This window comes from Meiothermus granaticius NBRC 107808, assembly GCF_003574355.1.
GTDB lineage: Bacteria > Deinococcota > Deinococci > Deinococcales > Thermaceae > Meiothermus > Meiothermus granaticius.
Genome location: NZ_QWLB01000029.1, coordinates 1 through 13,386 on the forward strand (window position 1 = coordinate 1; position 13,386 = coordinate 13,386).

13 protein-coding genes are annotated in these 13,386 nt (G+C 63.4%); 7 read left to right on the top strand and 6 right to left on the bottom strand.

Features of this window, described 5'->3' with window-relative positions; all coding sequences use genetic code 11:
- The coding region (locus tag Mgrana_RS10865) for a YkgJ family cysteine cluster protein (protein WP_119357637.1) at positions 1–668 on the bottom strand (668 nt) is incomplete at its 3' end.
- A 116-nt stretch (positions 669–784) separates the two neighbouring features.
- Here Mgrana_RS10865 and glgP point away from each other — a divergent pair.
- From glgP to Mgrana_RS10885, 4 genes are read left to right on the top strand one after another with little or no spacing between them, the layout of a single operon-like run.
- Complete coding sequence (glgP, locus tag Mgrana_RS10870; protein ID WP_119357638.1) at positions 785–3,304, top strand: alpha-glucan family phosphorylase; 2,520 nt, start codon at positions 785–787, stop codon at positions 3,302–3,304.
- A gap of 39 nt (positions 3,305–3,343) precedes the next feature.
- On the top strand, positions 3,344–4,327 hold the full coding sequence (gene mtnA / locus Mgrana_RS10875; protein ID WP_119357639.1) for an S-methyl-5-thioribose-1-phosphate isomerase: 984 nt from the start codon (positions 3,344–3,346) through the stop codon (positions 4,325–4,327).
- Between the two features lie 3 nt (positions 4,328–4,330).
- Positions 4,331–4,954, top strand: a complete 624-nt coding sequence (locus Mgrana_RS10880; RefSeq protein WP_119357640.1) for a ComF family protein — start codon at positions 4,331–4,333, stop codon at positions 4,952–4,954.
- Between the two features lie 56 nt (positions 4,955–5,010).
- A complete protein-coding gene (locus Mgrana_RS10885) occupies positions 5,011–5,424 on the top strand; it encodes a DUF4258 domain-containing protein (protein ID WP_119357641.1) in 414 nt (137 codons plus the stop codon).
- Positions 5,425–5,438: 14 nt separating this feature from the next.
- On the opposite strand, the gene ribF is transcribed toward Mgrana_RS10885, so the two are convergent.
- The gene (gene ribF, locus Mgrana_RS10890; protein ID WP_119357642.1) at positions 5,439–6,332 is read right to left on the bottom strand and encodes a riboflavin biosynthesis protein RibF; all 894 of its coding nucleotides are present in this window, start codon (positions 6,330–6,332) and stop codon (positions 5,439–5,441) included.
- A complete protein-coding gene (locus Mgrana_RS10895) occupies positions 6,319–6,810 on the bottom strand; it encodes an NUDIX domain-containing protein (RefSeq protein ID WP_119357643.1) in 492 nt (163 codons plus the stop codon). The genes ribF and Mgrana_RS10895 overlap by 14 nt, the downstream gene beginning before the upstream one ends.
- 123 nt (positions 6,811–6,933) lie before the next feature.
- Between Mgrana_RS10895 and Mgrana_RS10900 the strand changes: the two genes are divergently transcribed.
- Positions 6,934–7,119, top strand: a complete 186-nt coding sequence (locus tag Mgrana_RS10900; RefSeq protein WP_119357644.1) for a hypothetical protein — start codon at positions 6,934–6,936, stop codon at positions 7,117–7,119.
- Here the strand turns inward: Mgrana_RS10900 and Mgrana_RS10905 are convergent.
- Positions 7,116–8,270, bottom strand: coding sequence for an NAD(P)/FAD-dependent oxidoreductase (locus Mgrana_RS10905; RefSeq protein ID WP_170146455.1), 1,155 nt, complete (start codon positions 8,268–8,270; stop codon positions 7,116–7,118). The two genes, Mgrana_RS10900 and Mgrana_RS10905, sit on opposite strands and share 4 nt — an antisense overlap.
- 96 nt (positions 8,271–8,366) lie before the next feature.
- Between Mgrana_RS10905 and Mgrana_RS10910 the strand changes: the two genes are divergently transcribed.
- Complete coding sequence (locus Mgrana_RS10910; protein WP_119357646.1) at positions 8,367–11,018, top strand: phosphoenolpyruvate carboxylase; 2,652 nt, start codon at positions 8,367–8,369, stop codon at positions 11,016–11,018.
- Between the two features lie 78 nt (positions 11,019–11,096).
- Positions 11,097–11,678 carry a LabA-like NYN domain-containing protein gene (locus Mgrana_RS10915; RefSeq protein ID WP_119357647.1) on the top strand — a complete coding sequence of 194 codons (582 nt, stop codon included), beginning with the start codon at positions 11,097–11,099 and terminating at the stop codon, positions 11,676–11,678.
- 2 nt (positions 11,679–11,680) lie between these two features.
- Here the strand turns inward: Mgrana_RS10915 and Mgrana_RS10920 are convergent, their stop codons facing one another.
- Positions 11,681–12,505, bottom strand: a complete 825-nt coding sequence (locus Mgrana_RS10920; RefSeq protein WP_119357648.1) for a carbohydrate ABC transporter permease — start codon at positions 12,503–12,505, stop codon at positions 11,681–11,683.
- Complete coding sequence (locus tag Mgrana_RS10925; RefSeq protein ID WP_206075078.1) at positions 12,502–13,383, bottom strand: carbohydrate ABC transporter permease; 882 nt, start codon at positions 13,381–13,383, stop codon at positions 12,502–12,504. Before Mgrana_RS10925 ends, Mgrana_RS10920 begins: the two co-directional genes overlap by 4 nt.
- Positions 13,384–13,386 lie beyond the last annotated feature (3 nt).

Genomic DNA, 13,386 nt, shown 5'->3' on the forward strand with positions numbered 1-13,386 from the left:
CCCCCCAGCACCCCCGCCGACCGAAGGTATAGCTGGGTGGCCCGGGCCCCTCTTTTCAGGGCCTGCTGAAACCCCTCGAGGCCACAAAAATAGATCAGTGTGGCCAGCTCGCCAATCACCGTGAAGCCCCGGATGGCTTGCTCCTGCTCCCACAGCCGCTGGGCAAGGCCCTCAGACCGCTGCCAGGGGATTTTCAGGTAATGCTCCGGGCCGTGGTGGCCGCGGAGCTGGTGCTCGTACTCGAGCCGGGCCCGGCCCCGTAGCCGTAGCACGGCACCGGGGGCGCAGTAGCGGGGGTTGAGCTCGGTGAGGACCCCCCGGCAAGCCAGCGGACGATAAGGGTGCGCGGAGCAGGCCCCCGCCTCATCGAGCAGAGGACAACGATGGGCCCCTAGAAAGTAGCGGGTGGGAAAGTCGGGCTGGCCCTTGCCGCGGGCGATTGCCTCGAGCCGCGCGTGGCCTACGCGCTCAGTGCGAGCCAGGATCTGGGGGGAAAGCCGGGCCCGCAAATACTCTGCCTCGGCCAGGCCCAAGGTGACCAAGGCGTGACAGCAGGCGTAGCACCCCTTGTGGCAACTGGGCTTCAGGCCAGAGCTGCGCAGATAGCCCTGGATGCGCCGCTCCAACTTGGCGTGAGCCCCGGCTACCGCTTGGTCCAGGTGCTGCATAAACCCCCCGAGTGTAGCGCTAAAACCTGGAGGAAAACTGTGGGGAAGCTCATGCCTGGGGGGCTTTATCAAAATTTGACATGGAGCCAGAAGTGGAGGTGGTACAATCCCGTGTTATGAACGTGATCGGACGCATCACCGCAATGCCCACCCTGCCCGAGCCCCTGCGGGGACTGCGCGAGGTGGCCTATAACCTCTGGTGGAGCTGGAACCCCGAGGCCCAGCGCCTGTTTGAGGCCATCAATCCTTCGGCCTGGAAGCGCTTCCGATCCAACCCGGTGAAGGCTCTGCTCGAGGCCGATCCCGAGCGCCTATCGGCCCTGGCAGAAAACGCCGCCTATGTGGGGGCGGTAGAGGCTACGGTGCATCGCTTCCGCACCTACCTGGCCACACGGCCCAAAAAAGAGCCGACCATCGCCTACTTCTCGATGGAATTTGGCTTTCATGAGTCGCTGCCGGTTTATTCCGGGGGTCTGGGGATTCTGGCGGGAGACCATGTGAAATCGGCCTCTGACCTGGGCCTGAGCCTGACCGGGTTGGGGATTTTTTACCACGAGGGGTATTTCCGCCAGGAACTCTCCCTGGAGGGGCAGCAGACCGAGGTCTACGAGGCCCTGCTGGCTGAGGAGCTTCCGCTCACCCCGGTTACAACCCAGGACGGCAAGCCGCTAAAGGTAGAGATTGAGTTTCCAGGGCGGATGGTTTACGTGGTGGCCTACAAAGCCCAGGTCGGAACCATCCCGGTATACCTGATGAGCGCCAACCTGCCGGAGAATGCTCCCGAAGACCGCAACCTTACCGCGCGGCTTTACGCCCCGGGACAGGAGATGCGCATCCAGCAAGAGCTGATTCTGGGAGTGGGTGGGGTGCGGTTGCTGCGGGCCCTGGGCCTTAGGCCGGAGGTCTGGCACATGAACGAGGGCCACGCGGCTTTCTTGGGCCTGGAGCGTATCCGCGAGCTGGTGGCTTCGGGGCGGCCCTTCGCCGAGGCCCTCGAGGCTGCCGCGGCGGGGGCGCTGTTCACCACCCATACCCCGGTGCCGGCTGGGCATGACAGCTTCCCCATGGATCTGGTGAGCCGTTATCTCGAGGGGTGGTGGGGCAAGCTGGGCATCTCCAAGGAGCAGTTCTTGGGGCTGGGCCAGGAAGAGAAGTCGTATGGCCCGGTCTTTTCGATGTCCAATCTGGCCCTTGCGACCTCACGTGCCGCCGGCGGGGTTTCGAGGCTGCACGGGGAGGTTTCGCGGGAGATGTTCAAGGAGCGTTGGCCGGGGCTCGAGACCGAGGAAGTGCCCATTGATAGCGTCACCAATGGGGTTCATACCTTCACCTGGCTCAACCCCGAACTCCACGCCCTCTATAGCCACGCCTTCCCTAAGGGGTGGGCAGAAAACCTGCAGGACGGGGGCTTATGGAAGACCGAAAACCTGACCGAGGAGGACCTCTGGCGGGCCCGCAACACCCTGCGGGCCAGCCTGATACGCGAGGTACGGAGCCGACTCTTTGAGCAGCGCCGCCGCAACGGCGAACTGCCGGCCAGGCTGCGGGCTGCGGAGAAGGTATTGGATGCAACCGCCCTGACCCTCGGTTTCGCTCGCCGCTTTGCCACCTATAAGCGGGCCATTTTGCTCTTCAGCGACCCTGACCGCCTGCTCTCGATCTTGAATGGTCCATTGCCCGTACAGATTGTGTTTGCTGGCAAGGCCCACCCCAAGGACGAGCCAGGCAAGGAGTTCATTAAGAAGCTGGCCGAGCGGATCAAAAGCCTGGGTTTAGAGGACAAGCTGATCCTGCTCGAGAACTACGACATGGGGTTGGCGCGGACCCTGGTGCAGGGGGTGGATGTGTGGCTCAATACCCCCCGGCGCCCGATGGAGGCTTCGGGCACCTCGGGGATGAAAGCTGCGCTCAATGGGGGGCTCAATTTCTCGGTGCTGGATGGTTGGTGGGCTGAGGCCTTCAACACCACTAACGGCTGGGCCATTGGAGATGAGCGGGCCTACGCCACCGAGGAGGCCCAGGATCAGGCCGATGCTCAGAGCCTCTATGACACCCTGCAGCACGAGATCATCCCCCTGTTCTATGCCCGGGGCTCGGTGGGTACCCCCTCGGGCTGGCTGGCCATGGTGCGTGAGAGCATCCGCACCTGTGGGCCGGTATATTCGGCCCAGCGCATGGTTCACGAGTACCACCACAGGTTTTACCTTCCCCTGGCCAAGCGCTCGAGCCATCTCCTGGAGCAGGATGGGGAGGCACTCAAGACCCTTGCCGCTTGGAAAGCCCAGATCGGCTCGAGCTGGAACAATGTCCGCTTGTGGGTTGAGGCTCCCAAGGTGGAGGCCGGCCAGTCGCTTCACCTCCGGGCTTTCCTGCAAGCCTACGGCCTGCCTACCGAGACCCTACAGGTGGAGCTGGTGGTCCGCCGCAGTACCGGAGAGCTCGAGGTGCTCCCGCTCAAGCCCGCCGGTCAGGAGCGGGAGGCCCTGCTCTTCACGGGGAGCTACCTGCCTTCTCGACCCGGCAGCTACATCTATGGGGTGCGGGCGGTGGCGGTGCATCCCGAGTTGTCCAGCCCCCATGAGGTGGCCTTCGTGCGCTGGGCGGAGGCCCAAACCCACAGCCTTCTGCCGGCATGATGGGCCATACCGGGCTCGAGCCGGGGTAGACTGCTGGGTGTGAGGGTGATTCCGTTTCGCTTTGAGGGAAACCGGTTCTGGCTCCTGGATCAACGCCGGTTGCCGAAGGAAGAGGTTTGGGTGCCCTGCCAGACCGCAGGGGAGGCTGCCGATGGCATCCGGGAGATGGTGGTGCGCGGGGCTCCGGCCATTGGGGTGACGGCGGCCTACGGGATGGTGTTGGCCCACCTTTCGGGGCAGGACCCCGCTGAGGCCGATAGGGTGTTGAGAAAGAGCCGCCCCACCGCCGTCAACCTGTTTTACGCCCTGGACCGGATGAAGCCCCACTGGGGGGACCTCGAGGGCTCGCTGCGGGAAGCCCAGGCCATCTGGGCCGAGGTCGAAGCCACCGAGCAGGCCATCAGCCAGCATGGCGCCCGGGTGCTGAAGGGCCAGGTGCTCACCCATTGCAACACCGGCCCTCTGGCCACCGGCGGGTACGGTACCGCTTTAGGGGCGATTATCGAGGCCCATCGTCTGGGGCGGGTTTCTCACGTCTGGGTGGACGAGACCCGGCCCTACCTTCAGGGGGCCCGCCTCACAGCCTACGAACTGCAGAAGGCCGGGGTTCCGGCCACCCTGATCACCGATAACATGGCGGCCTATTTCATGGCCAAAGGGCAGGTGGACGCGGTGATCCTGGGCACCGATCGGATGGCCCTGAACGGTGATTTCGCCAACAAGATCGGCACCTATGGTGTGGCGGTTTTGGCCCATCACCACGGGATTCCCTTCTATCCAGCCTTGCCGCTCTCCTCGGTGGACCCCCACCTCGAGACCGGGGCGGCCATCCCCATTGAGGAGCGCTCGGCCCTGGAGGTTACCCAGCTGCGGGGGGTGCAGATTGCCCCTGAAGGCTTTCCAGCAGCCCATCCGGCCTTTGATGTAACCCCCCACACCCTCGTTACTGGGATCGTGACCGAAAAGGGGGTGCTCTATCCCCCGTTTGATGATGCCCTGCGGGGAGCTTTGGGCTGGGGGTAGCCGATGTTCAAGACGGCTTGGCTCGAGGCCCTTCTAGGCCTGCGCTGCCCGGGCTGTGGGGCTCCCCTGGATCAGCCTACCCTCTGCAAGGCCTGTGCTGCGGAACTGGTTCCGCGCTACCTGCCGAACTGGGTTTACTTGGGCAGCTACGCCCGCTTCGGCGGATTGAGCCGGGGGATCAAGTACCGGGGTCACCGCGAACTGGCGGTATGGGTGGGCCATCAACTCGGGCGGGGGGTGCGGCAGGCCGGGTGGCCGATAGAGGCCGTGACGGCGGTGCCCACCTTGTATTACCGCCAGGCCCAACGCGGCTATAACCAGGCGGAACTCATCGCGCGGGCGGTGGCCCAGGAACTGGGGGTGCCCTACCGCGCGGCCCTTTCTCGAGTCCGTTACTCTAAGTCTCAGACGCGAAAAACCCTACTGCAGCGGCTCGAGCTTCCCCAGGACACCTTTGCCCCTCGAGCCCCGCTGGGGGGGCATTGGCTCTTGGTAGATGATGTGGTTACCACCGGCACGACTTTCTCCAGGGCTAAGGCGGCGCTGCTGGGGGCAGGCGCGGCAAGGGTGTATGGGGCGGCGATTGCGATAAAGAGCCCATATCAACTTTCACGTTTTTCCCTATAATTAGACCGTTCGCCCACACCCCGCCCGTGTGGGCTTCGCAATTGGGAGGGGAGCGCATGTTCAGACGCCCACGGATTCGCAGGCTCGAGGAACTCCTCCCTTTTGTCCGTGAGGGTCGCTACCGCATCGGCCCGCACGTGGCCAAGCACATGATTCAAGAGGGCTTCATCGAGCACGATGTGCTTCAGGCCATCGAATGGGGCCGTGAGCTGGCGGTTTACCCGGAAGAAAGCCGGATGCTGGTGCTGGGCTATATGGTCTTTCCGCCCCAACTGCGCCTACCGCTGCATGTGGTGCTGGAGTACCGCGAGCAGCGCTGGGTGGATATCGTCACCGCTTTCATCCCCAAGAAGCCGCATGAGGTGTACTCCAGAGCCCGGATTGCGGCCATCCTTCGCTTCGATGGCACGTTTGAGGAGGTGCGCTGGAAGCGGCCTAGGGTTCTCAGCCCGGAACAGATCCCCAAGTGACCTGGTCTGAGGCTCTACCGTGAGCGCTCGAGCGCGGCCCGTGCGGCCTGGGCATCCCGGGACAACTGCGCCTTGAGCTCCTCGAGCCCACTGAGCGGCAGGTCTTGCCGTAGCCGGGCCACGAACTCTACCCCCAGCTCCTCGCCGTAGAGGTCGCCGCTGAACTCAAACAGGTGCACCTCGAAACGCAGAGACTGGCCGGCCACCACGGGCCGATACCCCACATAGGCCATCCCCCCATGCTGACCGTGCAGGCTGCGCACCCGCACCGCGAAAATCCCCATGGGCAGCAACTTGAGCGGGGCCACTTCGATGTTGGCGGTGGGGAAGCCTAGGGTTCGGCCCAGTTTATCCCCCTCGCCCACGATGCCCCGGGCGGTGTAAGGGCGGCCCAGCAGGCGATGCACCGCCGCTACGTCCCCTTCCTTCAGCAGCTCCCGGATACGGCTCGACTTAACCGGTTGCCCTTCTAGCTCTAGAAGCGGGACCACCTGGGTGGGAGCCACGCGCCGCAAGTCCTCGAGCCCTCCGGCCCGGCCTTTGCCGAAGCGGAAATCTTCTCCCACAAAGAGGAGCTGGGCCTCGAGCCCCCTCAGATCGCCCAAAAACTCCTCCTGGCTGCGCTGGGCGAAGGTGGCGTTGAAGGGCACGATCAGCGCGATCTCTACCCCCAGAGCCCGCAGCAGCTCGATTTTCTCGGCCAGGTCGGTGAGGAAGCCCTCCCCTTTGGTGAAGACCTTGCTGGGCGGATCGAAGGTGTAGACCAGCAGGGGTAGGTGGCGCGTGTGGGCTTCTTGTTGGGCCAAATGCAGCAGGTGCTGATGTCCCAGGTGCAGCCCGTCAAAGCTGCCGATGGCCACCACCTTGGGCCCAGGGGGGGCCCCCTCGGGGTCGTTAATCAGCAGCATGGCGGTTGAGGTGGAAGAGGATTCCGGCCATGGTCGAAGCGGAGATCTCGACCTCCCCGGCTCGAGCCGCCCGCAGCACCCCCTGGGGCTCGAGCCACTCTACGCTGAGGTCTTCGTCGTCATCGGGTTGCGCGCTGGCCGGAACCAGGTGGGTGGCCCGGAACACATGCAGCTTCTCGTCACAAAAACCAGGGGAGAGGTAGAACGCGGCCAGGAACTCGAGGGCTCCCCCGAGCTGGGCCTCCTCGGCCAACTCACGGCGGGCCGCTTCTTCGGGGGTTTCGCCGGGGTTGATCAGCCCTGCCGGGATTTCCAAGGTGGCTGCTTTGACCGCGGGGCGATACTGCCGCACGAACAACACCTTGCCGTCCCTCTCAGCCAGAATGGCTACCGCATGGGCGTGCTCCACGATCTCATAGCGGCCCTCGAGGGCCAGATTGATGATGCGACCTCGGTAGATGTACTCCCGCTCGGGCATGGGGATACGGTAAAACGCCAGCGGTCGAACGTCAAACCTCGAAACCGTAACGCTCCCGTAACCCCTCCCGCGCTACCCTCAGCCTGGGGGGTGGAGCCATTGCTACAGAATTCTGCATCTGCGGTGGAACGCATTCATGTGGTGTTTGAATATCAGGGTACGACCGGACGGCTGGTGGTGGGGCCGAGGTCCCGGCGGCGTTACTTCTTTCGGGGTCGGGGCTGCCGCCTCGAGGTAGATCCCCGCGACCGGCCCTACATCGCTCGCATGCCGCACCTTCGGCAGGTTTTTAGCGAACCGGAGGGCTAAAGCAGCACCGAGCCCAGATTGGGCTGGCCCTCAGCGAACCGCTCGGGACGCAAGGGGCGTAGATCGAGGGTGGTTTGCCCTGCGCTGAGCAGTTCGGCCAGGCACGCGCCCAAGGCGGGCGCGTGCATGTTGCCGTGCCCGCTCGAGCCGTTGACCAGGTATAGCCCCGGACGCTCTCTTACCGGCCCCACCAGGGCATGCTTGTCGGGCGAGACCTCGTAGAGCCCGGCCCAGCAGGCCTCAAGGTCAATCTGGGCCTCGGCTAGGGCCGGAATCCGCTGCTGGGCTCGAGCGAGCACAGCGGGGAGCCAGCGGGGGTCAAAGGTGGTATCGAAGGGGTCTGTGGTGGGTGGGGTCTGGGGCAGCAGCAGCAGCACCCGCCCGTCGCGCACCCGCAGGTGAAACCCGTCCGAACAGAAGATGCTCATGGGCATGGTCTCGGGGAGCGGCGAGGGCCCGGCCACCACCGCCACCTGTCGCTTTTCAGGGTGGATGGGCAGCTCGAGGCCAAACTTCCGCCCCACCTCGGCCGCCCAGGCCCCGCCGGCGTTCACCACCCGCTCGGTGGAATAGGCCTCCAGGGGGGTTCGAATCCCGACCACCTGATCCCCGTTTAGCACCGCTTGCCAATCCTGTAGGCCAAAAACGAACTCCACCCCCCGACGCTGGGCGGCCTCTAGATACCCCTGCAACAGGTTGGCAGGCCGGATGAAGCCGTCCGTGGGACAGAAGCTCCCGCCCACGATGCCCTCCAGGCCAAGGTGGGGGTTGATCTCGGCGATCTTCTGCGGAGAAACCGCTCGAGCCTCGCTCAGCCCGGCTTCATGCTGCGTGTGCAGCCCGCGCTGCAGCTCTTCCCACTCGGAAGGGGAGCTGGCCAGAAACAGATAACCGCAGGGCTGATATCCGGGGTTGACCCCGGTTTCCTCCTGGAATTCCAGCAGCTTTTTCCGAGACCACAGCGAAAGCTGAATGTTGATCGGGGTGGCAAACTGGGCCCGGTACCCCCCGGTCGCCCGCAGGGTGCTGCCCTCACCGGGGCGAGGGCGGCGCTCGAGCACCACCACCTTGAGCCCGGCTTGGGCCAGATGATAGGCCACACTGACTCCGATGAGGCCCGCCCCGATGACCACAGCGTCTGGATTGGACATGGAACAGAGCATACGGAGGCAAAGCGCCCAGCGTCTAGGGTTCAAGGGATTCCCCCTCGACAGCCGGTACGCTCTACCCGGTAGACTGCTGCTGGGATGAGCGAAGATCAGCTGTTTGAACAACTTAAACGCGAGGTGGACTTGCTGGGCCGGGCCCTGGGGGAGGCGATTCAGACCCTCTCGGGCGAGCGCATGTTCGAGCTCGAGGAGACCGTCCGCAGCCTCACCAAAACCCTGCGCCAAACCCCTGACGCTGCTCAGCGCGACGAATTGCTGCGAATTGTGCGGGGGCTGAGCCTGGGGGAAGCCGAAAACCTGATCCGGGCGTTCTCGACCTATTTTCACCTGGCCAACCTGGCGGAGGAGCGCCAGCGGGTGCGGGTTAATCGCGAACGTGAACACAACAGCAGCCCTCACTCCCCTCGGGGAGAATCCTTCTTGGCGTTGGTAGGGGAGCTGAAAGCCCAGGGCCTGAGCTACGAACAGCTTTTGGAACTGTTCTCCAAACTGCGCCTGCACCTGACCTTCACCGCTCACCCCACCGAGACCCGCCGCCGTACCCAGCGCTACCATATCGCGGAGATTGAGAAGCTTTTGGAAACGGGAGAGGAGGAGGGCTTAGTCCCCAGGGTGGCGCTGCTGTGGGGGACTTCCGAGCTTCGCAAGACCCGCCCCACCGTTGAGGACGAGGTTAAAGGGGGATTGTTCTACACCACCTTCACCCTTTGGCAGGCCATACCCCGGCTGGTGGAAGGGCTGGAGAAAGCGGTCGAGGCCCACTACGGGCGCCGCCCCGACCTCTCGCCGCCGCTGGTGTTTCGTAGCTGGATTGGTGGCGATCGGGACGGAAACCCCAATGTGGTGCCCGAGGTCACGGTCTGGGCCCAGCAGTATGCCCGGGAGCAGGGACTGCGCCGCATGGTGGAGGCGGTTGATGGCTTAATCCGCGACCTCTCGCTCTCCGAGGACCGGGCCTTGATCTCGCGGGAGCTGCGTTTGGCCCTGGAGGAAAACACCCGGCGCCTGAACTTGCCCGAGCGCTTCGAGGGGGAGCCTTACCGTCGCTTTGGCATGGGTTTGCGCTACAAGCTACGGTCTCTTTTGGGGGAGCAGCCCGGTCCAGGGTATGCCTCGACCTCGGAGTTTGTGGCCGAGCTGCGCAAGGCTGAAAGCAGCCTGAACCAGGTGGGGCTGGGGGCGGTGGCTCGAGCCACGGTGCGCCCGCTGCGCATAGATGCCGAGGCGTTCGGGCTGGATCTGGTCAGCCTGGATCTGCGTGAGGAATCCCGGGCCCTCACCGAGGCGGTGGCCGAGCTGATGCGGGTAGGGGGGGTGTGCGAGGCCTACGCCAGCCTCGAGCCCGCCGAGCGGGAGGCCTTGCTGACCCGTGAACTGGCCACTGCCCGGCCCCTGGCCCCGGTGGGCTACCGCCCCCAAACCAAGCCGCTACAAACTGCACTGGGGGCCCTTCAGGGCTGGAAGGCCCGGGGGGCCCACGTGGTGAGCATGACCCACCATGCCTCGGACCTGCTCGAGGTCATTCTGCTGGCCCGGGAGGTTGGATTATACCGCCCTGGGCGGGCCTTGCCCTTTGACGTGGTCCCGCTGTTTGAGACCCTGAGCGACCTTCAGAGGGCGCCCGAGATCGTGGGGCGGCTGCTGGATAACCCTGTGTTTAGGGCGCATGTGGCGGGGCGGGGTGGGCTCGAGGTCATGATCGGCTACTCTGACTCCAACAAGGATGCAGGTTTTTGGGCGGCCAACTGGGCCTTGTACACCTCGCAGGAGGCCATTACCGCGGTGGCCCAGGGCTATGGGGTGCCGGTGTATTACTTTCACGGGCGCGGAACCTCGACCGCCCGGGGTGGGGGGACGGCGGGGCGGGCCATCGCCAGCCTACCGCCGGGAACGGTGGGTGCGCGCATGCGCCTGACCGAGCAGGGCGAGGCGCTGGCCGATCGCTACTCCCATCCCGATCTGGCCTACCGCAACCTCGAGCAGATGCTCTATCACTTCACCCTTGCGTCGGCCCGCGACCTTTATGCCCAGCCCAAGCCCCTAAAACCCGAGTGGCGTGAGGCCATGGATCGGGCCAGCCGGCGCAGCACCGAGGTCTATCGGGAACTGCTGTTGCGCCCAGGGTTCTTCGAGTTCTATGAACAGTTCACCCCCATCCGCGAGATCGGGGCCCTCAACATCGCCAGCCGTCCGGTCTATCGCTCGGGCAAGGTGCGCGAGATCAAAGACCTCCGGGCTATCCCCTGGGTAATGTCCTGGACACAGGTTCGCCTGCTCCTGCCCGGTTGGTACGGACTGGCTGAGGGGCTGGAGGAGATTCCGCTGGAGCTTCGTCGCGAGATGTTCGAGGGGTGGCCGTTCTTCGCCACCACCCTTGACTCCGCAGCCATCGCGCTCGCCAAGGCCGATCTGGGGGTGGCCCGGGAGTATCAACGCCTGGTCGAACCCCAGCTCAACGCGCAGTTTTTCCCAGGGATTGAGGCCGCCCTAATCAAAACCCAACGGATGCTCGAGGAGACCTTTGGAGGCCCCTTGCTGGTCCACCACCCGGTTTTGGCTCGGCAGACCGAGCTGCGCAATCCCTATGTAGACCCCATTAGCCTGGTACAGGTGGAGTTGCTGGAGCGCTATCGCCGCACCCCACCCGAGGCCCCGGAACGACCGGGGCTCGAGCGGGCCTTGATGCTCTCGATTTTGGGCATCGCTGCCGGCTTGAGGAATGCCGGCTGAGGGCGCCGCCCCACTCCAGGGTGATACAATCTATGGGGGAGATCTTCCCTTTCAGACGAACTTTTGAGAGGACTGTGTATGCCTGATCCTTTAAGTCATGTTCCTGGCTGGAGCCCGGCCCAGCGGGTGGGTTTGTTTGTGGATACCCAAAACCTCTATCACTCGGCACGGGATTACTATGGCCAGAACGTCAATTTCGAGAGCCTAATGCGCTACGCGGTGGGGGGGCGGCAGTTGGTGCGGGCTACGGCCTATGTGGTGGAACGGGAGAACGACACCTCCGCCTGGCCCTTTATCTATAAGCTTTCCACCATCGGGTTTCGCGTGCGCCGAATGAACCTGACCCTCAAAGAGACCACCGATGAAGGCAAACCCATCTATGAGGGCAACTGGGATATGGGGATTGCGGCCGATATGGTGCGGTTGATGCACGCCTTGGATGTGGTGGTGCTGGGCTCGGGCGATGGCGACTTTGTGGACATCATCGAGGTATTGATGGAGCGCGGCATCCGGGTTGAGGTGATCGCTTTTAAGGAGACCACCTCGCAAAAATTGGTGGATGCGGTAGACCGCTTCGTTCACCTACCTGAGATTGAAAACGCTTTTGTGCCTACGCGCGATCGCTCCTTGATGCCTAAGGCGGAGAACCCCTCCCCCTGAGGTTAGCCTTTGGTGGCTCCCGTGGTCAGACCTCCGATCAGGTAGCGCTGGATCAGGGCAAAGAACACCAACACCGGTATCAATCCCAGCGCGGCGGCGGCGGTCATATTCCCCCAGTCCACATTGAACTTGCTGATGAAAAACAGCAGACCGACCGGGAAGGTTTTGAGGTTGTCGCTGTTGATGAACATTAGGGCGAACAGCAGCTCGGCCCAGGCTCCTACAAAGACGAAGCCTATGGTGGCGACCAGCCCGGGCAGGGTTAGGGGCAGAACCACCCGGAGCAGGGCTTGGAAACGGGTACAGCCATCTATCCGGGCGGCCTCCTCGAGCTCCTGGGGGATGCCATCAAAAAAGTTTTGCATCAAAAAAGCGGCAAAAGGAACGTTGAAGGCGGTGTAGATCAAGATCAGCCCCAACCAGGTATTGAGCAGGTGCAATTCAGCAAATATCCGGTACAGCGGGGCAATAAGCAGCACCAAGGGAAACATCTGAGTGGTCAACAGGAGTAGCATCACCCCGGGTTTGCCGCGAAAGTTAAACCTGGAGAACGCATACCCTGTGGCAGTGGCCAGCAGCGTAGCGATTAAAGCCGTGGAGAGTGAGACCACCAAACTGGCTCGGAAATAGGCGGGGAAGTTGGTGTTGTGCAAGACAAAGGCAAAGTTTGCCAGGGTCAAGTTCTCAGGCCAGTAGCGAACCGCGTGGCTAAACAGCTCCCGATCCGGAGTGAAGGCGATCTTAAGCACCCAGTACAAGGGAAATATGGCAAACAGCGCATACAGCGCCAACGCCACGATACGCCCCAGCCGCAGCAAGGTCTTCATACCCGCACCATCCGACGCACCTGAGTGACGACCAGAGCGTAAGCCCCCAGCAGCACCAGCAGAGCCGTAGATAGGGTGGCGGCGTAACCAAAGTCCAGCTTGGTATAGGCGGTCGAAAAGATATAGGTGGTCAGAATTTGGCTGCTGTTGGCCGGCCCACCTCCGGTCATGACCCAGATGAGATCGGTGAAGTTGGCAATCCAGATGGAACGCAGCAGCACGGTAATCACCATGGTGGGAACCAGAAAGGGCAAGGTGATGTGGGTGAAGCTGCGCCAGGACCCTGCCCCGTCAATCGCGGCGGCTTCGTATAGCTCGTTAGGGATACTCTGAAGTGCGGCTAAAAAGGTGATGGCGAAGAACGGGATACCAAACCAGACGTTGGCGATCACCGCGCCCCACAGGGCGGTCTGGGGATCAGAGAGCATGTTTAGGGGGTCGCTGCGCAAGTGCAGCCGCATCAGCAGATCTGAGATTGGGCCGATGTTGGAGTTAAACAGCCATTTCCAGGTCATGCCGCCTAAAAAGGGCGGCACCGCCCAGGGCAGAAACACCACCGCTTGATACAGCGTGCGCAAAGGGAAGGGCTTGACCAGCAGCAGAGCCAAACCCAGCCCCAGGCTAAACTGGAACACCAGCGAGCCCAGGGTCCACACCAAGGTGTTCTTGAGCGCTTGCCAAAAGAGTGGATCCCGCAGCAGCTCGGCGTAGTTGCTCAGGCCCACCCAGCCTCGGTTTAGGGGGTCATAAATGATCCAGCGCTGAAAGGAACTGGCGACTCCGTAGATCAGGGGCACCAGAAGCAGGCCACCCAGCACCAGCAGGGTGGGCAAGAGGTACCAATAAGGCTCGAGGTTCGCCCGAAGGTTGGCAGACACCAG